The 21,003-nt window shown below is 67.9% G+C and carries 24 protein-coding genes; 9 read left to right on the forward strand and 15 right to left on the reverse strand.

Features of this window, described 5'->3' with window-relative positions:
• Positions 1-5: 5 nt before the first annotated feature.
• Together ACR80S_RS09430 and ACR80S_RS09435 are read right to left on the reverse strand one after the other, a co-directional pair.
• The gene (locus ACR80S_RS09430; protein WP_435403067.1) at positions 6-491 is read right to left on the reverse strand and encodes a hypothetical protein; all 486 of its coding nucleotides are present in this window, start codon (positions 489-491) and stop codon (positions 6-8) included.
• A complete protein-coding gene (locus ACR80S_RS09435; protein WP_435403068.1) occupies positions 488-1,474 on the reverse strand; it encodes an alpha/beta hydrolase in 987 nt (328 codons plus the stop codon). Before ACR80S_RS09435 ends, ACR80S_RS09430 begins: the two co-directional genes overlap by 4 nt.
• A gap of 234 nt (positions 1,475-1,708) precedes the next feature.
• Here ACR80S_RS09435 and ACR80S_RS09440 point away from each other — a divergent pair, with 234 nt between their 5' ends.
• A complete protein-coding gene (locus ACR80S_RS09440; protein ID WP_435403069.1) occupies positions 1,709-3,883 on the forward strand; it encodes a malate synthase G in 2,175 nt (724 codons plus the stop codon).
• A 193-nt stretch (positions 3,884-4,076) separates the two neighbouring features.
• Positions 4,077-4,490, forward strand: a complete 414-nt coding sequence (locus ACR80S_RS09445) for a PaaI family thioesterase (protein ID WP_435400991.1) — start codon at positions 4,077-4,079, stop codon at positions 4,488-4,490.
• Positions 4,491-4,496: 6 nt separating this feature from the next.
• Here ACR80S_RS09445 and ACR80S_RS09450 read toward each other — a convergent pair whose 3' ends face one another.
• Positions 4,497-4,877: a DUF423 domain-containing protein gene (locus ACR80S_RS09450; protein ID WP_435403070.1), complete on the reverse strand. Its 381-nt coding sequence runs from the start codon at positions 4,875-4,877 to the stop codon at positions 4,497-4,499.
• 162 nt (positions 4,878-5,039) lie between these two features.
• On the opposite strand from ACR80S_RS09450, the gene thiS reads away from it, so the two are divergent.
• The 3 genes from thiS to trmB all read left to right on the forward strand — a co-directional run bounded on the left by thiS (position 5,040) and on the right by trmB (position 6,909).
• Positions 5,040-5,240, forward strand: a complete 201-nt coding sequence (gene thiS / locus ACR80S_RS09455) for a sulfur carrier protein ThiS (RefSeq protein WP_435400989.1) — start codon at positions 5,040-5,042, stop codon at positions 5,238-5,240.
• A gap of 47 nt (positions 5,241-5,287) precedes the next feature.
• A complete protein-coding gene (locus ACR80S_RS09460; protein ID WP_435400988.1) occupies positions 5,288-6,085 on the forward strand; it encodes a thiazole synthase in 798 nt (265 codons plus the stop codon).
• Positions 6,086-6,165: 80 nt separating this feature from the next.
• A complete protein-coding gene (gene trmB / locus ACR80S_RS09465; protein ID WP_435400987.1) occupies positions 6,166-6,909 on the forward strand; it encodes a tRNA (guanosine(46)-N7)-methyltransferase TrmB in 744 nt (247 codons plus the stop codon).
• Between the two features lie 315 nt (positions 6,910-7,224).
• On the opposite strand, the gene ACR80S_RS09470 is transcribed toward trmB, so the two are convergent.
• Positions 7,225-8,139 carry an AEC family transporter gene (locus tag ACR80S_RS09470; RefSeq protein WP_435400986.1) on the reverse strand — a complete coding sequence of 305 codons (915 nt, stop codon included), beginning with the start codon at positions 8,137-8,139 and terminating at the stop codon, positions 7,225-7,227.
• A gap of 89 nt (positions 8,140-8,228) precedes the next feature.
• On the opposite strand from ACR80S_RS09470, the gene ACR80S_RS09475 reads away from it, so the two are divergent.
• Positions 8,229-8,762 (forward strand): hypothetical protein, encoded by a 534-nt coding sequence (locus ACR80S_RS09475; RefSeq protein ID WP_435400985.1) that lies wholly within the window; start codon positions 8,229-8,231, stop codon positions 8,760-8,762.
• A complete protein-coding gene (locus ACR80S_RS09480) occupies positions 8,759-9,352 on the forward strand; it encodes an SCO family protein (protein WP_435400984.1) in 594 nt (197 codons plus the stop codon). Before ACR80S_RS09475 ends, ACR80S_RS09480 begins: the two co-directional genes overlap by 4 nt.
• Before the next feature lie 52 nt (positions 9,353-9,404).
• On the opposite strand, the gene ACR80S_RS09485 is transcribed toward ACR80S_RS09480, so the two are convergent.
• The 7 genes from ACR80S_RS09485 to ACR80S_RS09515 form a co-directional block, all read right to left on the reverse strand.
• On the reverse strand, positions 9,405-10,469 hold the full coding sequence (locus tag ACR80S_RS09485; protein ID WP_435403071.1) for a prolyl oligopeptidase family serine peptidase: 1,065 nt from the start codon (positions 10,467-10,469) through the stop codon (positions 9,405-9,407).
• 5 nt (positions 10,470-10,474) lie between these two features.
• Positions 10,475-11,161 (reverse strand): FKBP-type peptidyl-prolyl cis-trans isomerase, encoded by a 687-nt coding sequence (locus tag ACR80S_RS09490; protein ID WP_435403072.1) that lies wholly within the window; start codon positions 11,159-11,161, stop codon positions 10,475-10,477.
• A 216-nt stretch (positions 11,162-11,377) separates the two neighbouring features.
• Positions 11,378-11,821: a universal stress protein gene (locus ACR80S_RS09495; protein ID WP_435400981.1), complete on the reverse strand. Its 444-nt coding sequence runs from the start codon at positions 11,819-11,821 to the stop codon at positions 11,378-11,380.
• 18 nt (positions 11,822-11,839) lie between these two features.
• Positions 11,840-13,123, reverse strand: coding sequence for a TRAP transporter large permease (locus ACR80S_RS09500; protein WP_435400980.1), 1,284 nt, complete (start codon positions 13,121-13,123; stop codon positions 11,840-11,842).
• Positions 13,124-13,144: 21 nt separating this feature from the next.
• Complete coding sequence (locus ACR80S_RS09505) at positions 13,145-13,732, reverse strand: TRAP transporter small permease (RefSeq protein WP_435400979.1); 588 nt, start codon at positions 13,730-13,732, stop codon at positions 13,145-13,147.
• A gap of 208 nt (positions 13,733-13,940) precedes the next feature.
• On the reverse strand, positions 13,941-14,957 hold the full coding sequence (locus ACR80S_RS09510; RefSeq protein ID WP_435400978.1) for a TRAP transporter substrate-binding protein: 1,017 nt from the start codon (positions 14,955-14,957) through the stop codon (positions 13,941-13,943).
• 90 nt (positions 14,958-15,047) lie between these two features.
• Positions 15,048-15,563, reverse strand: a complete 516-nt coding sequence (locus tag ACR80S_RS09515; protein WP_435400977.1) for a TIGR02444 family protein — start codon at positions 15,561-15,563, stop codon at positions 15,048-15,050.
• 77 nt (positions 15,564-15,640) lie between these two features.
• Between ACR80S_RS09515 and ACR80S_RS09520 the strand changes: the two genes are divergently transcribed.
• Positions 15,641-17,596: an ATP-binding cassette domain-containing protein gene (locus ACR80S_RS09520; RefSeq protein WP_435403073.1), complete on the forward strand. Its 1,956-nt coding sequence runs from the start codon at positions 15,641-15,643 to the stop codon at positions 17,594-17,596.
• Here the strand turns inward: ACR80S_RS09520 and dtd are convergent.
• The 4 genes from dtd to thiD all read right to left on the reverse strand — a co-directional run bounded on the left by dtd (position 17,593) and on the right by thiD (position 20,540).
• Entirely contained in the window at positions 17,593-18,030 is a 438-nt protein-coding gene (dtd, locus tag ACR80S_RS09525; protein ID WP_435400975.1) for a D-aminoacyl-tRNA deacylase, read from the reverse strand. The genes ACR80S_RS09520 and dtd overlap by 4 nt on opposite strands.
• A gap of 65 nt (positions 18,031-18,095) precedes the next feature.
• Positions 18,096-18,704: a chalcone isomerase family protein gene (locus tag ACR80S_RS09530; protein ID WP_435400974.1), complete on the reverse strand. Its 609-nt coding sequence runs from the start codon at positions 18,702-18,704 to the stop codon at positions 18,096-18,098.
• Between the two features lie 75 nt (positions 18,705-18,779).
• Entirely contained in the window at positions 18,780-19,625 is an 846-nt protein-coding gene (locus ACR80S_RS09535; protein WP_435400973.1) for a universal stress protein, read from the reverse strand.
• Positions 19,626-19,712: 87 nt separating this feature from the next.
• Positions 19,713-20,540: a bifunctional hydroxymethylpyrimidine kinase/phosphomethylpyrimidine kinase gene (thiD, locus tag ACR80S_RS09540; protein ID WP_435400972.1), complete on the reverse strand. Its 828-nt coding sequence runs from the start codon at positions 20,538-20,540 to the stop codon at positions 19,713-19,715.
• A 24-nt stretch (positions 20,541-20,564) separates the two neighbouring features.
• Here thiD and ACR80S_RS09545 point away from each other — a divergent pair, with 24 nt between their 5' ends.
• Complete coding sequence (locus ACR80S_RS09545; protein WP_435400971.1) at positions 20,565-20,996, forward strand: YqaA family protein; 432 nt, start codon at positions 20,565-20,567, stop codon at positions 20,994-20,996.
• Positions 20,997-21,003: the final 7 nt, after the last annotated feature.

The following is a 21,003-nucleotide window of genomic DNA, read 5'->3' on the forward strand; positions in this document are numbered from 1 at the left end:
GAGTGCTACAGGGCCGAGGCGTCCAGGGCGCCCTGCAGGCTCTCCTCCCACATCACCGATTCGCCGTCCGGGCGGCGCAGCACCAGGGTCAGCCGATAGGGCAGCAGCTCCCGGTCCGAGAGCCGCAGGCGAGGGCCATCGGCCATCAGGCGGCTCTCCAGGCGCCATTGATTGGCGCCGCCCCCGGTGCCCATGCTCTCGGTCCAGTCCAGCACTTGGGGGCCATCGTTCACCGCCAGCAGGGCCCGTGTCAGGCTCTCGCGGAAGCGCTCCTGGCCGATGCCGAGTTCGCCGTTCACCTCCGGGGCGGCCAGCAGCAGCACCTGGTCGGCGGGTGGTTGTGGTAGGGCGGGGGCCCCCATCACGCGGCTGGCGGCGCGCTCGCCCAGGTTGAGCAGCGCCTGGCGCAGGGTCTCGGGACGGTCGGGGGCGGCGGCACAGCCGACCAGCAGCAGCGGCAGGGCCAGCAGGAGGAGGTGGCGAGCATTCATGGGGGGTCGGTCTCCTGACGAGGGGCGGTGGGCTCCAGGGAGTCGATGAAGCAATCCAGGGCCTCGAAGAGCAACTGGCGAATCGGTTCCGCCTCGTTGACCAGGTGGTGGCGCGCCTCGGGGTGGCGGTGGATCTCGGCATTGGGGAACTTGCGCGCGAGCACGGCCAGGTTCCACTCCCAGTCCACCGTCAGGTCCTGTTCGCCCTGCAGGATCAGGGTCTTCACCGGATTGGGGGGCAGGGCGAGCAGCCGGGGCATCCAGCGGCGCATGGCGCTGACCCAGCCGATGGCGACGCGGTCGGCCTGCAGCGGGTCGCCATCGCGCAGGAAGTCGGCGAAGTCGGCATCGGTGGAGTTGGCGCGGAACTTGCGCGGGATGGAACGTACGAAGGGGCCTACCAGCAGGTGCAGCCAGCTGGACTGGTTCCAGCCCCAGGGGCGTACCAGGGGGGCCAGCAGGGCCAGGCCGGCCCACTGGCCGTCATCACCGCGGGTCAGCGCATCGGTGGCCAGTATCGCCGCTCCGGTGCTCTGGCCCACGCCGATCCAGGGGCGCGGGGCCAGGCCCGCCTCCTCCAGATGGTGCTGCAGGGCACACAGGCAACCGCCATAGTCATCAAAGTCGTCGATGGAGGCGCGAGCCCCGCTGGAAAGACCGTGGCCGGGCAGATCCCACAGCACCACCCGCCAGTTGCGGTCGAGCAGGTGCTCCAGCAGGTGGCGGTAGAGCCCCAGGTGGTCGAAGTAGCCGTGCACCACAAACGCGGTTCCGACCGGCTCGGCAGGGCTCCATACCTGGGTCCAGAGGCGGAAGTCTCCTGCGTCCACATAGCCCACGTGCAGCCCTACATGCTCGGCGAGCAGAGGCGCCAGGCCGTAGTGGCCCAGGTAGCGTTCCAGGTGGTCGTCGCCGAGTTCCGGCGCGGCCGGTGTGACCAGCCGGACGGGACCCAGCGCCTGAAGTGGGGTGAAGTCGCTCATCGTATCCTCCGCGGCGCCCGGCCATGCTAGCCCCAAGCGTGGGCCGACACCATGGAAAGCGGGCGCCTCGTCCGCCCCTGACTTATCTTTTGGTCTAGCTGCGTTCGATCCCGGCGCTTTGCGTGTTTACATGTGGAAGTATTTTCCACAAAATTGGAGTTACGCAGTCACTCCACCCCTATCCCGGCAGCCTGGCATGCGACCCGCCGACTGCCAAGCATGAGGAGATCCACAATGACCCAACGTGTCACTCACCATCGCCTTCAGGTGGCCGCCGAACTGGACCGCTTCATCAGCGAGCAGGCGCTTCCGGGCACCGGCGTTGATGCCGAGGCGTTCTGGGCCGGCGTCGATGCCCTCTTCCATGATCTGACCCCGAGGAACCACGAACTGCTCGCCGAGCGTGATCGCCTGCAGGAGCAGCTTGACACCTGGCACCGGGAAAACCCCGGCCCGGTGGGCGACATGGCCGCCTATCGCGGCTTCCTCAAGGAAATCGGCTACCTGGCCGATGCGCCCGCCAAGATCGCGGTGACCACCGCCAACGTCGATCGCGAGATCGCCGTCCAGGCCGGCCCGCAGTTGGTGGTGCCGGTGAATAACGCCCGCTACGCGTTGAACGCCGCCAACGCGCGCTGGGGCAGCCTCTACGATGCCCTCTACGGCACCGATGCTATCTCCGAGGAGGGCGGTGCCGAGAAGGGCGCGAGCTTCAACCCCAAGCGCGGCGAGAAGGTTATCGCCTATGCCCGCGGCATGCTGGATCGCGCCGCCCCGCTGGCCACCGGCTCCCACCGCGACGCCGTCAAGTATGCCCTGCGTGACGGCCACCTGGTGGTGACCCTGGAGGGCGGCCGCGAGACCGGCCTCAAGGATCCCGGCAAGTTGGTGGCCTATACCGGCGAGGCGGCCAGCCCCGACTCGTTGCTGCTGGTCAATCACGGCTTGCACCTGGAGATCCAGATCGACCCGAGCCATCCGATCGGCAAGACCGACCCGGCCGGCGTCAAGGATGTCGTGGTCGAGGCGGCGCTGACCACCATCATGGACTGCGAGGACTCCGTGGCCGCGGTGGACGCCGAGGACAAGGTGGGCGTCTACGGCAACTGGCTGGGCCTGATGAAGGGCGACCTGGAAGAGCAGGTGGAGAAGGGTGACAAGACCATCACCCGTCGCCTGCACGCCGACCGCGAGTTCACCACCCCGGATGGTGGCTCGCTGACCCTGCCGGGCCGCTCGCTGATGTTCGTACGTAACGTTGGCCACCTGATGACCACCCCGGCGGTGCTCGACGCCGAGGGCAACGAGCTGCCCGAGGGCATCCTCGACGCCATCCTCACCGGGCTGATCGCCCTGCACGATCTCAGCAAGGGCGAGGGGGAGCCGCGCAACTCCCGCGAAGGCTCCATGTACATCGTCAAGCCCAAGATGCATGGCCCGAAGGAAGTGGCCTTCTCCAGCGAACTCTTCGGCCGCGTCGAGAACCTGCTGGGCATGGCACGCGACACCCTCAAGATGGGCATCATGGACGAGGAGCGTCGCACCACGGTGAACCTCAAGGCGTGCATCGGTGAGGCCGCCTCGCGAGTGGTGTTCATCAACACCGGCTTCCTCGACCGCACCGGCGACGAGATGCACACCGCCATGGAGGCGGGCCCGATGATCCGCAAGGGCGACATGAAGGGCGCCGCCTGGATCCAGGCCTACGAGAAGAACAACGTCCAGGTCGGCCTGGCCTGCGGCCTGCGTGGCCGCGCCCAGATCGGCAAGGGGATGTGGGCCATGCCCGACCTGATGGCCGCCATGCTGGAGCAGAAGATCGGCCACCCCAAGGCCGGCGCCAACACCGCCTGGGTGCCGTCGCCCACCGCCGCCACCCTGCACGCCCTGCACTACCATCAGGTGGATGTCACCGTTATCCAGCGCGAGTTGGAGGCCCAGGGCGAGCCGGACTACCTGGATGACCTGCTCTGCGTGCCGGTGGCCGAGGAGGCAAACTGGTCCGAGGAGGAGCTCCAGCAGGAGCTCGATAACAACTGCCAGGGCATCCTCGGCTACGTGGTGCGCTGGGTCGAGCACGGTGTGGGCTGCTCCAAGGTGCCGGACATCCACGACGTGGGCCTGATGGAGGATCGCGCCACCTTGCGGATCTCCAGCCAGCACATCGCCAATTGGCTGCACCATGGCGTGGTGGATGCTGAGCGCGTGCAGGAGACCCTGGCGCGCATGGCCAAGGTGGTCGACCAGCAGAACGCGGACGACCCCACCTACACGCCGATGAGCGCGAACTACGAGGGCTCCAGCGCCTTCCAGGCCGCCAGAGACCTGATCTTCAAGGGCCGCGTGCAGCCCTCCGGCTACACCGAGCCGCTGCTGCACCACTGGCGCGCCGTGCACAAGGCCAAGTAAGCCCCCTTCCTCGGCCCAGGTGCCGGGTAACGAGCGCCCTCGCGGTCATCCCGCGGGGGCGCTGTCGTTGGGACGCTGCCATGGGGGACTGCCATGGGGGCGTTGAGGTGCCCGACGTTCGGGCACTGTCGTGGCCGGCGTCGGTCGGCTATGGTGGGTCCAGTTTTTATCAGCCGCAGCAGGGAGGCCCGCCATGACCGTGATGACCGCCGCTACCATCGAGGACTTCCTCGATGAGGTCTTTCCCCAGCGTATCGGGACCATCGAGGCCGTCGATGACATGCGCGCGACCATGAGCCTGGCCATCGACGACGAGCATCTGCGTCCCGGTGCCAGCGTCTCCGGTCCCACCCTGATGGGCCTGGCCGATGTCTGCCTCTACGTGGCAATCCTCGCCCAGATCGGTCCCGAGCCCATGGCGGTCACCAGCGACCTGCACTGCCGCTTCCTGCGCCGCCCGCGGGGCGACCGCGATATCATCGCCACGGCGCGCATCCTCAAGCTGGGCCGGCGCCTGGCGGTGGGGGAGGTGCAGCTCTTCTCCGCGGGCGACGAGGCGCCGGTGGCGCTGGTCACCGCCACCTACGCCCTGCCCGACCGCGACTGAGCGGAGTCAGGCCCGCGGCGCCCACAGCACTGCACCGGCCAGCGCCAGCCAGCCGGTGATCATCAGCACCCCGCCTAGCGGGGTGATCATTCCCAGCCCGCCCAGGCCGGTCAGCGCCATGGCGTAGAGCGAGCCCGAGAAGAGCAGCATGCCCGCCGCCCACAGGCCCATGGCCAGCCGCTGTCCCGCCAGGGGCGCCGCGGCGCGCCAGGCCAGCACGGACAGCAGCGCCAAGGTGTGCCAGGCCTGGTAGCGCACTCCGGTCTCGAAGGCCGCCGCCAGGCGCGGGGCCAACTGCCCCTCCAGGGCGTGGGCGCCGAAGGCCCCGGCCATCACCACCACGGCCCCCGACAGCGCCGCACCCAGCCACCAGTCTCGGTCCTGCATCCTGTTTTCCTCATGTCGCATCATGGCCGCCACCGTACCCCGCCCGGGCGGACTCGGCTACAATGGTGGACCGCGATTTTTACCCGCCGGGCGACTATGCGGCGGGCCCGGCAACGAACGCCACGTCGGCAACGACATCAACGAGAGCGCAGAGAGAACGCCATGCAGATCCAGCTCAATGGCGAGGCGCGGCCCCTGGCGCCCGACCTCACGGTGGCCGCGCTGGTCGAGTCCCTGGGACTCGCCGGCCGCCGCATCGCCGTGGAGGTGAACGAAGAGATCGTGCCCCGTAGCGCGCATGCCGCGACCCGCCTGGTTGAGGGCGATCGGGTCGAGGTGGTCCACGCCATCGGCGGCGGTTGAGCGCCACCCGCGCCCCCTAGCGAAGACAATCATAGAAGGCAGACTCGATGACAGACTTCTTTCAGGACCAGCCGCTGCGCATCGCCGGGCGCGAGTTCGCCTCCCGCCTGCTGGTCGGGACTGGCAAGTACAAGGATTTCGACGAGACCGGCGAGGCGATCGCCGCCTCCGGCGCCGATGTGGTCACCTTCGCCGTGCGCCGCACCCACCTGGGGCAGGACGCCGGCGAGCCCAACCTGCTCGACGTGGTGTCGCCGGAGCGTTACACCCTGCTGCCCAACACCGCCGGCTGCTACACGGCGAAGGATGCGGTGCGCACCTGCAAGCTGGCCCGCGAGCTGCTCGACGGCCACCGCCTGGTGAAGCTCGAGGTGCTGGGTGACGACTCGACCCTCTACCCCAACGTGGTGGAGACCCTGGCCGCCGCCGAGGTCCTGATCAAGGATGGCTTCGACGTCATGGTCTACACCAGCGACGATCCCATCGTCGCCCGCGAGTTGGAGCGCCTGGGCTGCTGCGCCATCATGCCGCTGGGCTCGCTGATCGGCTCCGGCCACGGCATCCAGAACCCCTACAACATCCGCTTGATCATCGAGCAGGCCAGCGTGCCGGTCCTGGTGGATGCCGGGATCGGCACCGCTTCCGACGCCGCCATGGCCATGGAGCTGGGCTGCGACGGCGTGCTGATGAACACCGCCATCGCCCACGCCCGCCAGCCGGTGCTGATGGCCAGCGCCATGAAGAAGGCCGTCGAGGCGGGCCGCGAGGCCTTCCTGGCCGGGCGCATGCCCCGCCGCCAGAGTGCCGACCCCTCCTCGCCCTTTGCTGGCCGCATCAACGGCTGAATCGCGGTTCATCGATAGCCCGTAACGCCAGCCCGCCACCAGCCCGACACCTGAGCCCCGAATGAGAGCCGTGATCCTCCATGAGTGACCCATCCCGCGACGATACCGCCACCACCGGGCCGGAAGGCCCCGACGCCCCGCTTCACCGCCGCGGCATCAAGAGCTATGTGCTGCGCGCCGGACGCATGACCCAGGCTCAGACCCGCGGCCTCGAGGAGGTCTGGCCGCGGCTGGGCCTGACCCTGGCCGATGGCCGCCAGGATCTGGACGCCCTGTTCGGCTGCGCCGCGCCGCGGGTGGTGGAGATCGGCTTCGGCATGGGCGCCTCGCTGATCGAGCAGGCCGAAACCCACCTCGACACCGACTTCATCGGCATCGAGGTGCACGCCCCGGGCGTGGGCAAGCTACTCGACGAGGCCGACAAGCGCAGGCTGACCAATCTGCGCATCTATCGGGAGGACGCCCTGCGGGTGCTCGAGGAGTGCCTGCCCGAGGCCAGCCTCGATACCCTGCAGCTGTTCTTCCCCGACCCCTGGCCAAAGAAGAAGCACCACAAGCGGCGCATCGTGCAGCCCGCATTCGTCGAGCTGGTGCGCACCCGGCTCAGGGTCGGTGGTACCTTCCACCTGGCCACCGACTGGGAAGCCTACGCCGTGTGGATGGCCGAGGTGATGGACGCCGCCCCGGGCTATGCCAACACTGCCACGCTGGAGACCGCCCCCTACGTGCCGCGGCCGGCGTTTCGCCCGCTCACCAAGTTCGAGGCCCGCGGCGAGAAGCTGGGCCACGGCGTCTGGGACCTGATCTATCGCCGCGTCGAGTGACCCTTTTCGCGCCTCGCTCCCTCGAAGCCCCCGTCCATGCCGGGGCTTCGTTTTTTGTAGGGTGGGGCGGCGGCAAGACCCTGGGGGTTGTAAAGAGCAGCAATGAGGAGGGAGCCTCCAAACCAAAAAAAGCCGCCCTGGAGAGGACGGCAGCAAGACCGTGACTAGCAATGAGCAGGGAGAAACCATGGCAGGCGACTGGCGGGGCCTGCCCTGGCAGTGGCGGCTCATCAACGCCACTGGAGACAAGGTAATCATTCTCATTTGCGGCGTCAATAATAATGCGAACAGTTATTATTTATTGGCAGTTCATCCTCAGCTCGCCAGACGCAGCCAGAGGGGCAGGGTGGCCATGGCCAGCAGGGTCTGGGCGGTGATCAGTGCCGCCATCATCTCGGCGTTGCCGCCCAGTTGGCGGGCGAGGATATAGGCCGAGGTGGCGGTGGGCAGGGCGGCGAACAGCAGCGCCACGTCGCGGCTCACCGGGTCCAGGCCCAGCGCCAGGGCGAGCAGCAGCACCAGCGCCGGCATCAGCCCCAGTTTGATGACGTTGGTGGCCCAGACGCCGCGATCCAGGCGCAGCAGTGCCTCGGGGCGCAGCGCCACGCCCACAGCAACAAGGCCCAGCGGCAGGGCGGCGCGGCCGAGCAGCTCCACCGTGGCCGCGCTCCATCCGGGCAGGCCGATGCTGCTCACGTTCAGGCCGATGCCGATCAGGCAGCCGAGGATCAGCGGGTTGCGCGCGAGGGCGGCCAGGCTCTTGCCGAGGCTGCCGGCACCGAGGGTCCCCGCGGCAATGAAGCTGGCCACGCACATCACGTTGACCACCGGCACCATCAGCGCCACCGCCACGGCGGCCACGGTGGCGCCCGGGGCACCGTGCAGGGCGGCGGCCCCGGCGACGCCCACATAGGTGTTGAAGCGCAGGGCGCCCTGGAAGGCCGAGGTGAAGGCCGGCGGGTCGAGGCCCAGCCAGCCGCGCAGGACCCACAGCAGGGCGCCGAACAGGCCCATGGCGCCGAGCAGGGCTACGGCCACGCGAGCCACCGGGACCTGACTGACGTCGGCGGTGGCCAGGGTCGATACCAGCATGGCGGGAAACAGCAGGAAGTAGATCAGTCGCTCCAGCTGGGGCCAGAAGTCGCCGCCTGGCTGGCGCAGCCGACCCAGCACGGCACCCAGCAGGATTAGCAGGAACAGGGGACCCAGCGCATTCGCCACTCCCGTCATCGTGATCTCCTTGGTCGGGTTGCCCTGCGACATCCTTGCGCAGTCTGCCACAGGCAAATGCTGATAAGCTTATCTCAATCTTTTCTCCCGTGAGCGCTTCCCTCGTCACCATGCCGACCCCTGCCTCCAACGACCCGGCCATCTCGCGGCCTCCGCTGCTGCGGTTGCTGGTTCTCTTCACCCTGGGGACCGTGGCCGTGGCACTCTGGTACCTGACCAGCTACAGTCTTCGCGTCAGCGATGACGTGCGGTGGTTTCCCGAGGAGACCGGCTGCGAATTGAGCCTGGGCGCCTGCCGGGCGGCGCTGGGCGAGGAGGGCAGCCTGACGCTGGACTTGGGCGCCGGCGGCGAGATCCGTGCCCTGGAGATCCTGCCGATGACGGTGGCCCTGGAGGGCGTCGAGGCGGAGTCGGTGGCGGTGGACTTCATCGGCCGCGACATGGACATGGGGCTACATCGCTATCCGCTGGCCCAGCAGGTCGATGGCGTCTTCCGCGGGGAGGGGCAGGTGCCGTTCTGCACCGAGACCAAGATGCCCTGGCGTGCCAGGGTGATTGTCACCAGCGGCGAACGCCGCCTGGGCAGTGGATTCAACTTCGAGGTGGAGAGAAGCCGACTATGAAACGACAGGGACTCTGGGCGGGGTTCGTGCTGATCGTGCTGGTGCTGGGCGTGGGTGGCTACGGCTGGTTCCAGCAGCAGCTCGGAACCAACGGCGGCGGCAATGGCCTGACCGGCGGCCCCATCGAGCTCTCCTCGACCCGGGGCGACTTCTCGCTGGCCGACCTCGAGGAGGATCAGCTGGCGGTGGTCTTCTTCGGATACACCTACTGTCCCGACGTCTGCCCTATGAGCCTGGCGGTGGTGCGTCGGGCGCTGGCCGATCTGGACGACGCCGACCGAGAGCGGGTGGTACCGCTGATGATCTCGGTGGACCCCGAGCGCGACACCCTGGAGCGCCTGGCGGAGTACACCGGCTTCTTCGGCGACGCCTTCATCGGTGCGACTGGCAGTGAGGCCGAGCTCGAGGAGCTCGCCGAGCGCTACGGGGTGATCTGGCGGCGGGTCGAGACCCCGGAGTCGGCCATGGCCTACACCATCGACCACAGCTCGTCGCTCTATCTGGTGGATCGCGAGGGCACCATCCTGCGGCGGGTGCTCTACTCGCCGGCGCCCCATGCGCTGCTCTCCGCCCTCGGCGAGACGCTCTGACAGGGAGCCCCTTCGAGGCTTTTGCCCCTGCCTTGCTCGCCTGTCGGTCGCCTCAGCGCGGGGCCGATGCCTCCTGCAGGCGATCCATCATGGCCATCAGCGCGCGTACCTGGGTACCTTCCCGGGTATCGTGGAGCGGGTTGAGCTGCCAGGTACTCTCGGCAAATCCCCACCAGTCCCAGCACCCCTGGGGATTGGCCAGGCTGGTCTCGGCCTGGGGATAGAGTACGACTCGCTCGTGGGCGGCCGCCCACTCGTTCAGGCCGTTGTGGCGCACGAAGGTCTCGCCGATCTGCTCGGCACCCATGCCGCAGCCGTGCAGCGCCACTGTCAGGGGGCATCCGCCCTCATCGCACCCCTCGGGCACGAACAGATAGCCCGCCGAGTCGAGGCCCTTGACGGCGAAGTCTCCCTGATCGAAAGGCAGCAGGTTACCGGTGAGCGTATCCGTCTCGGCGGCCTCGTTCGCGACTGGCGGCGCGTCGTGGAGCCAGGCCATGGCCTCGCTGGCAAGGTCCCGGTCGCAGCCCAGCAGGTAGGTGCCACCGCCGTGCTGGCAGTCGCCCAGCTCCGTGGTCGGGGGCGGGGACGAACGGCGGCCGATGGGCCAGCCGTGGCCGACGCCGGCGCTCTGCACGAAGCGCAGCTGCGTCTCGGGTACCGCTAGCCAGCCGGCCAGCTGCTCGGCCAGCGCCGCGCCCACGGCCGGGGCGACGGTCTCGTCCTCATCGCCGTGCCAGACGAAGGCGCGCAGTTCGGCCAAGGCCTCGGCGCTGCCCACGCGCTCCAGCTCGCGGTACTCGGCCAGGCGCTGCTCCAGCTCATCGAGGGGGGGCGGGCCGAGCCGGGTGTTCATGCACTGGCTCAGGGCTCGGCGCAGGGTGCCCTGGGCGCAGGACCAGGGGCCGGCACCGAGCACGGCGAGACCCTGGAAACGCTCGGGCCAGGCCACCGCCAACTGGGTGGCCATGTAGCCGCCGGAGGAGACACCGATCACGCTGGCGTCGGCCTCTTCCAGCCCCAGCCGGGGCAGGTCGGGAAGGCGGTCGGCGGCAGCCGGGAGGGCGACGAAAGCCGCCAGCACAAGGCCGGCGGCGGGAAGGGAGGGTGAGGTCATGGGGCTCAGTCGTCGATCACGTCGAGCAGCTCGACGTGGAAGATCAGGGTCTCATGGGGGCCGATGGGACCCTGGCCCTGGGCGCCGTAGGCCAGCTCGGCGGGGATCACGATCTCCCAGCTGTCGCCCACGCTCATCAGCTGCAGGGCTTCCTGCCAGCCATCGATCACCTGGTCGACCCGAAAGCTCACCGGCTCGCCGCGCTCCAGGGAACTGTCGAAGACGGTGCCATCGATCAGGGTGCCCTCGTAGTGCACCTCGACGCTATCGTCGGGGCCCGGGGAGGCGCCGTCGCCGGACTCCAGCACGCGGTACTGTAGGCCGGATTCGGTGACCTCGACGCCCTCCGCCTCGGCGTTGGTAGCCAGGAAGGCCTCGCCCTCGGCGCGGTTGTTCTCGGCCCGCTGCTCGGCCTCGGCCTGGCGAGCGGTCATCGCCTCCTCCTGGAAGCGCATCAGCGTCTCGGCCATATCGTCGTCGCTCATCGCCAGGTCGCCGCCGGCAAAGACGTCCTGGATCGCCTGGGTAAAGGCGTCCACGTCCAGGTCGTGCACATCCTGCTGGATGCTCTGACCCAGGGTCACACCCAGGCTGTAGCCCAGGCGGCCCTCGTCGGTCTCCGGCGCGGCCAGCGCCAGGGGGGCGACGCCGAGCAGGGCGGTCAGGGAAGCGGTGGTCAGCAGTCTCTTCATGAACGGGCCTTATGGTCAGGCGCGTAGCGCCATGTGGTAAGTGGTTCGGCGCGTAACGCCATGGCGTAAGAGGTCAGGCGCGCAGCGCCGTGACACGAATGAGTTCCGCGCGAACGAGTCTCGGTGAATGCAGGTCATGGGACTCCGCGGAGGCGGGCCGGTTCCGCACGGCGGCGAGGCAGAACCGGCCCGACCGTGGGCATCCTACCATTCGGGTCAGACGACCAGGGTGGGGCAATGGGCGGAGCCGGCCACGCGCTGTGCGACGCTGCCCAGCAGCAGGCTCTTGTCGCCGTTGGTCCCCTGGGAGCCGATCACGATCAGGTCACACTCCCGTTTCCGAGCGAAGCGCACGATGATGCGAGACGGGCGCCCGCCCTTGACAAAGGCACGCAGCTTGTCGGCCGGCACGCCCATCTCGATCGCCTCGTTCTTGGCATGCACGGCGATCTCGGTAGCGTACTCCTTGAGGGCGTCGTCGGGGATCTCCAGCTTGTCCGGGCGCACCATGGAGAGCGAGGCCTCCAGCAGGCTGTGGTGCTTGAAGACACACAGCAGGTAGAGCTCGGCGCCGGTCAGCAACTGCAGCCCCACGCCTTTCTCGAGGGCCTTCAGCGCCCCCTTGGATCCATCCACCGGGACCAGTATCCGATTGAACATCGTCAGTGACTCCTTGGATCAGCGGAACGCCAAGTCGCGCAGGAAGAGCGCGATCTGCGGGAACATGATGATCAGCGCCGCGGCCAGAATCAGCATGAAGACGAAGGGCGGAGTGCCGCGTATCACCTCCCAGTAGGGGCGCTTGAAGATGGCGATGGCAGTGAAGATGTCACACCCGAAGGGTGGCGTCGCCGAGCCTATCGCCACCTGCAGGGTGATCAGCACGCCGACATGCACCGGGTCGAGTCCCGAGGCGGCGATGGCCGGGGCGAAGATCGGCGTCAGTACCAGGATCACCACGATGGGGTCGACGAACATGCAGGCCACGAAGAAGGCGATGGAGATGGCGATAAGCACGCCTACCGGCCCGGCCTCGTTGACCCCGACTGCTTCGAGTATCGCCTGCGGGATCTGGGCGAAGGAGATGATCCAGGAGAAGCCGTTGCCTACCGCCACCAGGATGAATACCACGGCGGTGATCAGGCCGGTGGACTTGGCGATGGCATAGATGTGGTGCAGCTTCAGCGAACGGAACACCACGAACTCGAGGAGCACCGCATAGAGCACACAGGCGGCCGCGGCCTCGGTGGGGCTGAAGATGCCCCCGTAGATGCCGCCAACGATCAGTACCGGGAAGCCCATCGGCCAGAGGGCACCCTTGACCGAGAGGGCGCGTTCCTTCCAGGTCGCCCTGGGCTCGGTAGGCACCTTGTTGATGCTGGCATACAGGATGCAGTAGGCAGAGAACATGACCAGGATCAGCAGCCCCGGGCCGATGCCGGCGATGAACAGCTCACCGATGGAAGTCCCCGAGATGACGCCGTAGATGATCATGCCGATGCTGGGCGGGATCAGGAAGGCGATGTCGCTGGAGTTGATGATCAGCGCCAGGGTGAAGGGGTCCTTGTAGCCCGCCTTGAGCATGCGCGGGCGCAGCGGGGAGCCCACCGCCACCACGGTGGCCTGGGTGGAGCCGGAAACGGCGCCGAACAGGGTGCAGGAGGCGGCGGTGGAGACCGCCAGGCCGCCCTTGATGTGGCCGACGAAGCTCATGACCATGTTGATTAGTCGGTTGGCCGACTGGCCGCGGGTCATGATGTCGGCGGCCAGGATGAACATCGGCACGGCGATCAGCGCCGTGGGACGGATGCCGCCCATCATCTGCTGGATGAGGGTTTCCATCTGGCCGAGGCCGCCGAAGCTCATGTAGAACCCGACGAAGGCCGCCGTGGCCAGGGGGATCATCATCGGAAACCCGAGCAGCAGGAGCACGATCATGATGGAGACGATAATGGTTGTCATGGGGGTGTGCCTCGCTCGGAATCAGACTTCCGTTTCCGTGTCCTTGTAGCCGTCCACCACGTGGGTCGAGAGGTAGACGTCACGAGAGGTCAGGTTCTTGATGGCGGTCAGCAGGTACTGGATGCCGGTGATGCCAAAGCCTATCGGGACCCATACGTACATGATCCAGATCGGAATGCTCAGCGAGGGCAGCACGCGCCCACGGCTATAGAGGGTGGAGATGTAGCCGATCGAGTAGTAGCAGAGCACGAACATCACCAGGGCGGTGAACAGGCTGATGATGATCATCATCCAGCGTCGCCCGCCGGTGGGCACGGCATCGTAGATGGCCGACATGCGGATGTGGCGACCGTGACGCGCCGCATAGCCGATGCCGGCGAAGGTGATCATCACGATCAGGATGCGATTGACCTCCTCGGAGAAGTGCAGGCTCTCGCCGAGGATGAAGCGGCTCAGTACGTTGGCGATGGTATTGATGGCCATGAGGATGACCCCCATCGCCAGGATGACCGCCTCGGCCCGGCTGATCCAGGTGTCGATTGGCCCCAGCGGGCCGGGCAGCGTCGAGCGGTAATTCTTCTCGGCAATGTCGTCTTCGTTCATTTCCATGTCGGCGGGCTCCTGTTCATTCCCCACGCATGATTTTCACTGTCGTTCCTCGAGAGTACGCCGTCAGGCTTCGTCATGCCGTCGAGGCTTCAACGCTGAGTGGCCGGCTTACACCTTCGCAGAGGGGCCCCGTGACGGTGAAGGCAAAGGGGGCAGCCTCACGGCTACCCCCTCTTGCTTGCTGCGATGACGGTGATTCCTCGGAGGATCAGTCGCCCTTCACGGCGTCGAGGTCGGCGTGGAACTGCTCGAGCAGCTCCCGGCCACGCTCGCCGGTCATGTTGATGAACTCCTCCTCGACCTCCGGGGCCCGGGCGCGGAAGGCCTCGATCTGCTCCTCGGTGAGGCGGGTCACGGTGACCTCGTCGGAGGCCTCCTGAATCTTGGCCAGGGAGTCGTCGGCCAGGCCGGAGATGTGATCGATGATCAGCTCGTAGGCGTGCTCGCTGGCATCACGCACCAGCTGCTGATCCTCCTCGGAGAGACCGTCGAAGAAGTCCTGATTGGCCATCATGGCGGTGGTGAACCAGCCGTGACCGGTATAGACCAGGTTCGGGGAGACCTCGTAGAGGCCGCCGGACTCGATCCAGAAGATCGGGTTCTCCTGGCCCTGGAGAATGCCGGTCTGCAGGCCGCCGTAGACCTCGCCCCAGGGCAGAGGGGTCGGGCTGGCGCCGAAGGCGCGGTAGGTGGCGGAAAGCAGCGGGTTGGTCATGATGCGGATGTTCTTGCCGCGCAGCTCCTCCGGGGTGGTGAAGGGCTCATCCAGGGTGACGATCATCTCGCCTTCCGGATACATCTTGAGCAGCTCCAGGCCCTGTTCGGCGTAGAGCTCCGGGAACATCTCGTTGATGGCCACACTGGTGTTGAAGAACTCGATGACTTGCTCTTCATCGGTGGGCAGCAGGTAGGGAACGAAGAAGATCTGCGCCTCGGGGATCAGCGCGCCGGTGAAGCCGGGTGACTGGTTGACGAACTGCAGGATACCGGCCTGGGCCTGCTCCATGATGTCGTCGGACTCGCCCAGCTCCCCGAAGCGATAAATCTGGAGGGTGTTGTCGGAGTTCTCCTCGATGTACTCCTTGAACGCCACGGCGAAGACGTCCTGAACATCGCCCTCGAACTCCTCATGGGCATAGCGCCAGTTGGCAGAGTGGGCCGCCGCGGACATCCCGAAAAGCAGGGCGCCGACGGTGGCCGTGGTCATCAGCTTGGTTGCCTTCATTCTTGTAGTCCCCTTACCGGTTGGGTGGTCACGTTCTTGCGAAAATGACAGGCACGACGCGGACATGGCGTCCGCACATGTTATTTCAGGCTAGCGTGGCCCCGGGGGAGGGTCAAGCGAGGCAATCAGCGTATGGAGCGTTGAAAGGTGGGTTTTTTTCTGCAACCCGAGGGCGGTGGCCAGCCCTTTTTCGGGGGATGTCCCGGTGGTCGGAAGCAGACTCTGTCCACCCCTTAAGGCCAGTCGCTCGAGCCGACCGAGGGTCTCCCGTTCGGCCTGGAGCTCGGCCTGTTTCAGGGTCTCGCGCAGCGCGGCGACCCCGCGGTGGGTCGCGGCCTCGGGCTTGAGCCGGCGGCGAAGATGGCGCAGCGGAACGGTCACCTCCTGTTGCCAGCGAAGGGTTTTCGCCAGCCCCGCCTCGGCCGTCGGGCCGGGCGCGGCGCCGTGGTGGAGCAGCCAGCAGCGCCACAGCAGTTCGCAGACATCCACCTCGGCCTCGTCCTGCAGGGTCAGGCAGGCCGATTCGACCCCGGGCTGGCCATAGAGCGCCAGGGCAAACGCCCAAAGGGGCTCAAGGGAGAGACGGGCCCGCAGGATGGCCGTCATTTCGGTAGAATCATCGTTCGTTTCCTCGGCCGTCGCCGGCATGGTGGCGGCTTCCCTGTACTGCCCGTGGAGCCCGCATGATCGCACTGCGCCAAGTTTTCCTGCAACGCGGCACCCAGGCCCTGCTGGAAGGGGCCGACCTGACCCTGCACGCCGGCCACAAGGCAGGCATCGTCGGCCCCAACGGCGCCGGGAAGTCGAGCCTGTTCAAGCTGCTGCTCGGCGAGCTGGCCCCGGATCGCGGCGAGGTCGAGATGAGCGGCGGTCAGCGCATCGCCCACATGGCCCAGGAGGTGGAGGCGCTGGATAGGGCCATCGTCGACTATGTGCTCGACGGCGACCGCGAGCTGCGAGAGACAGAGGCGGCCCTGGCGGCCGCGCGGGAATCCGATCACGCCCACCGCGAGGCGGAACTCCACGGCGCCATTGAGGCCCTGGACGGTTACAGCGCGCCGGCTCGGGCGGCTCAGCTGCTGGTGGGGCTGGGTTTCGCCCAGGCGGATCTGGTGCGCCCGCTGTCGGACTTCTCCGGCGGCTGGCGCATGCGGGTCAACCTGGCGCGCACCCTGTTCATGCCCTCCGATGTGCTGCTGCTCGACGAGCCCACCAACCACCTGGACCTGGACGCCCTGCTGTGGCTTGAACAGTGGCTGATGCGCTACCCCGGCACCCTGCTGCTGATCTCCCACGACCGAGATTTTCTCGACGCGGTTTGCGACCACATCGTTCACTTCGACCGCCAGACGCTTGTGCTCTATCGCGGCAACTACTCCACCTTCGAGCGTACCCGGGCCGAGAAGCTGGCCCTGCAGCAGGCCGAGGCGATCAAGCAGCAGGCGCGTCGCGAGGAGATCGAGCGCTTCGTGGCGCGCTTCCGCTACCAGGCCAACAAGGCACGCCAGGCCCAGAGCCGCCTGAAGATGCTGGAGCGCATGGGCGACATCGCCATGGCCCACGCCGACTCTCCGTTCCATTTCACCATTCCCGCGGCGGACAAGACCTCCCACCCGCTGCTGGTGCTGGACGAGGCGCGCCTCGGCTACTGCGAGAAAGCGGGAAGCGAGCCGGGGGGTGAAATCGTCCAGCTCGATGACGTGAAGCTGACCCTGCTGCCCGGCCAGCGCATCGGCCTGCTGGGGCCCAACGGTGCCGGCAAGTCGACGCTGATCAAGTCGCTCACCGGCGAGCTGGCCCTGCTGGCCGGCAAGCGGGTGCCCGGCGAGCACCTGGCTATCGGCTACTTCGCCCAGCACCAGCTCGAAGGGCTGGATCTCGCCTCGACGCCCTTCATGCACGTGCAGCGGCTCTCGCCCACGGCTGCGGACCTGGACATCCGCAAGTTTCTGGGTGGCTTCGGCTTCCAGGGCGACGACGCCTTCGGCGAGGTGGGGCGCTTCTCGGGGGGGGAGAAGGCGCGGCTGGCGCTGGCCCTGGTGGCTTGGCAGAAGCCCAACCTGCTACTCCTCGACGAGCCCACCAACCACCTGGACCTGGAGATGCGCGAGGCGCTCACCGAGGCGCTGGCGGCCTTCGAGGGAACGGTGATCATCGTCTCCCACGACCGCCATCTGCTGCGCGCCACCGTGGACGAGTTCTGGCGGGTGGCCGATCATCGCGTCGAGCCCTTCGATGGTGACCTGGAGGACTATAGGGCCTGGCTCAAGGCGCGGCTCGAGGGTGAGCGTCGCGAGGCTCGAGCCGAGAAGGGCGAGCGTCAGGCGGAGAGCGCCGCGCCCAGGGAGGATCGCAAGGCCACACGCCGTGCCGCCGCCGAACTGCGCGAGAAGCTGCGCCCGCTGAAAAAGAGTCGCGACCGCGCGGAACAGGCCATGGAAAAGGTTCAGGCACAACTGGTCGAGGTGGAGGAAGCCCTGGGCGATGCCGAACTCTACACCGACGCCGCCCGCAAGGAGGAGCTGACCGCCACCCTGGCTCGCCAGGGCGAGCTCAAGTCACGCCTGGATGATCTCGAGGCCGAGTGGCTGGCCGCCGAGGAGGAACTGGAAGCCATGGAGGCCGAGCTCAGCGGCTAGCTCTCCAGCAGAAAGGTCACCGGGCCATCGTTGACCAGCGAGACCTCCATGTTGGCGGCGAACTCGCCGCTCTCCACCCGGGGCCAGGCCGCCTCAGCGCGCTCGAGCAGGTAGTGGAACAGCCGGTGGCCCTCGTCGGGCGGGGCGGCGCTGGAGAAACTGGGTCGCAGCCCCTTGCGAGTATCCGCTGCCAGGGTGAACTGGGAGACCAGCAGCAGGCCGCCTTCGACCTGCTGCAGGTCGAGATTCATCTTGTCGTCGGCGTCGCCGAACACCCGGTAGTGCAGCAGCTTGTGCAGCAGCCGGTCGGCGGCGGCCTCGTCGTCCCCCTTCTCCACCCCCACCAGCGCCAGTAGGCCATTGCCGATGGCGCCCACGGTGTGGCCCTCCACGGCCACGCTGGCCCGGGTGACCCGCTGAATCAGTGCCTTCATGCCTGCCCTCCCCGATGATCCCGATGTGCTGCCTGACTGGAAGAGGAAAGCGTAGCACGCTGTGCTCAGCGGCGGCCCAGCAGGGCGTCGCGGAAATCGTCCCGCAGCGGCTGGTCGCCGAGCCAGATGCCGAAGAGCGCGATGGCCAGTGCCGTATCGTCGCCGCGATAGAGCCGCTCGCCGTTGAGGGCCAGCAGCAGCGCCTCGCCGTCCCATGTCAGGGCATAGCGATCGCCAGGCACGACGCTACGATAGGCGCGGTTGAAGGCGTTAAGGCCGGGCAGCAGGTCGCGATAGGCCGCCTCGCCCAGGCGCTCGCGCACGCTGTCGCGGGTGGCGGCGGCAAAGTCATCCGCCGCGATAGCGTGGAAGTACTCGAGCTCCAACCGCCGAGGCACGGCCGACAGCGGAGCCGGTTCATGCGCCTCCGGGGCCTGATAATAGGCCCCGGCATAGGCGGTCCAAATCATGTAGCGGAACAGGCCGTGGCCGATCAGGCGGTAGGCCTGGCCCTCCTCCTCCAACGCGGTGGCGAACTGCACGCCCCTGACCTCCACCGTCTGGGCGGCGTCGGCACGCATCGGCAGGCAGGCCAGCAGCAGGGCGAGCAGCAGGAGGGCTGTCAGGGGAACAGGGATGCCGTGAGGCACGGCACGATGGGCAGGGCAATGCATGGGGAACCTCCGGCGATGAAACGGCAGTCATGTACAGACCTTACCATTGCGTAGAGGTTCTGTATCGAATAACGCCTACCAGGCGCGACAGAGCATGATGTCGCAGTGGGGCTCGGCCAGCAGCTGCTCGATGATAGGGCTCTGGCGGCCCAGCTGGCCGCGGCTGCCCAAGGCCAGCAGGTCCGGGGGCTGGCGGCGCAGGCGGGTCATCAGCACCTCCAGGGGGTCGCCCTGCTCCAGCACCAGCTCCAGTTCCGGCACGTCGTCGAGCTCGGCCATCAGCTGTTCGGTCTCGCGCTCGAGCTGGGTGCGCAGGCGGGCCACCTCGCGATCCCGCCAGTGGGCATAGTCGCCGTTGGAGCCGAGCTCGCGCTCGCCGGGGATATCCCAGGCGTGGAGCAGGGTCAGGCGCGCCTCGGGGAAGCGCTTGAGGGTCTCGCGCAGGGTGTGGCGGGAGGTCAGCGAGAAGTCCACCGGGACCAGGATGTCCTGCCACTCCTGGCTGGCCAGGTGGCTCACCGTGAGCACCGGGCAGGGGGCGCTGCGCAGCACCCGGGCCAGGGTGGTGCCGGCGACGAGATCCGGCTGGCCACGCTTGCGGTGGGCGCCGAGGATGATCATGTCCACCTCACGCTCGTGGGCCTCGCGGATGATCTCGGCGTAGGGGGAGCCGGCCACCGTCTGCAGCAGCACCTGGGGCTCGGGCAGGGCGTAGTCCTCGCGGATATCGGTCAGCATCGCCTGCATGTCGGCCACCACCGCCGCCTCCAGGTCGTGGAGCACCCGCCGCGGCAGGTAGGGGTCGAGCACGTGGATCACGTCCAGTCGGGCACCCTGCTCGCCGGCCAGGCGCAGGGCTCGGGCGAAGGCGGCGCGGTTCTCGGCCGAGAGGTCGCAGGCGAACAGCAGGGTCTGGGTCATGGTGGCGATCTCCGCTTGCCGGAAGGTGGGACCTTCAGGATGAGAGGCCGGCGCCGCCCCTGCAACAAACAAAACGCCGGAAAGGCCCTACCACCAGGCGTGGAAGTGGTGCACCGGGCCGCGTCCCTGGCCCACGTCAAGGCGCTGGCTTGCGGCCAGCGCCCCGCCCAGCCAGCGCTTGGCGCCTGACACCGCCTCGAGCAGCGAATCGCCCCGGGCCAGGCGGGCGGCGATGGCCGAGGAGAGGGTGCAGCCGGTGCCGTGGAGGTTGGCGGTATCGACCCGGGCGCCCTCGACCCAGGTGATCGCCTCGGCGGTGATCAAGAGGTCTGGGCACTCCTCGCCGGCGAGATGCCCTCCCTTGAGCAGTGCGGCACCGGCGCCCAGCGCGCGCAGCGCCGGGGCCAGGGCGAGCATCTCATGCCGGGTGGCGGGGGCCGGCAGATCGAGCAGCACCGCGGCTTCGGGCAGGTTGGGGGTGACCAGGTCGGCCAGGGGCACCAGCACCTCGCGCACCGCGCGGATGCCGGCGTCGTCCACCAGGATGTCGCCGCTCTTGGCCACCATCACCGGGTCGAGCACCACCCAGCGCGGGCGGCGCCGGGTCAGCGCCTCGCGGATCACCTCTGCCACCTCGCGGCTCGCCACCATGCCGATCTTCACCGCGTCGAGGCGCACGTCATCGAGCAGGGTCTCGAGCTGGGCGGCGATGAAGTCGGCGGGCACCGGGTGCACGCCGGCGACCCCGCGGGTGTTCTGGGCGGTCAGCGCGGTGATCACGCTGGTACCATAGGCGCCCAGCGCTGAGAAGGTCTTGAGGTCGGCTTGGATGCCGGCACCGCCGCTGGGATCGGAGCCGGCGATGGTCAGTACGTTGGGGATCACGGGGTTGGGAATCGAGGATGCGTCGGTCATGGGGTTACCTGACAAGAGAAGAGCATGCTGAGCCTGTTTGCGGTGTCCCTGGTCAGCGCCACCCTGCTGCCGGGCGGCTCGGAGGTATGGCTGGCCAGGCTGTGGTGCCTGGGCGAGCCGGTCCTGGCGCTGTGGGCAGTGGCCACCGCGGGTAACACCCTGGGCAGCCTGATCAACGTCTGGATGGGGCGCTATGCCCGCCGTTTTCAGGACCGCCGCTGGTTTCCCGCCTCGCCGGCGGGGCTGGCCCGGGCCGAGCGTTGGTATCTGCGCTTCGGCGAATGGAGCCTGCTGGCCTCCTGGGCGCCGGTGGTGGGCGACCCGCTCACCGTGCTGGCCGGTATTTTCCGGCTGCCCTGGTGGCGGGCCATCCTGCTGATCACCCTGGCCAAGGGGGCGCGCTACGCCGTGGTGCTGCTGCTGGCGCAGCGGTGGCTGGCGCCGCTTTGCCAGTAAGTCAGCC

It is taken from the genome of Halomonas salsilacus (assembly GCF_051216275.1).
Taxonomy (GTDB): Bacteria; Pseudomonadota; Gammaproteobacteria; order Pseudomonadales; family Halomonadaceae; genus Halomonas.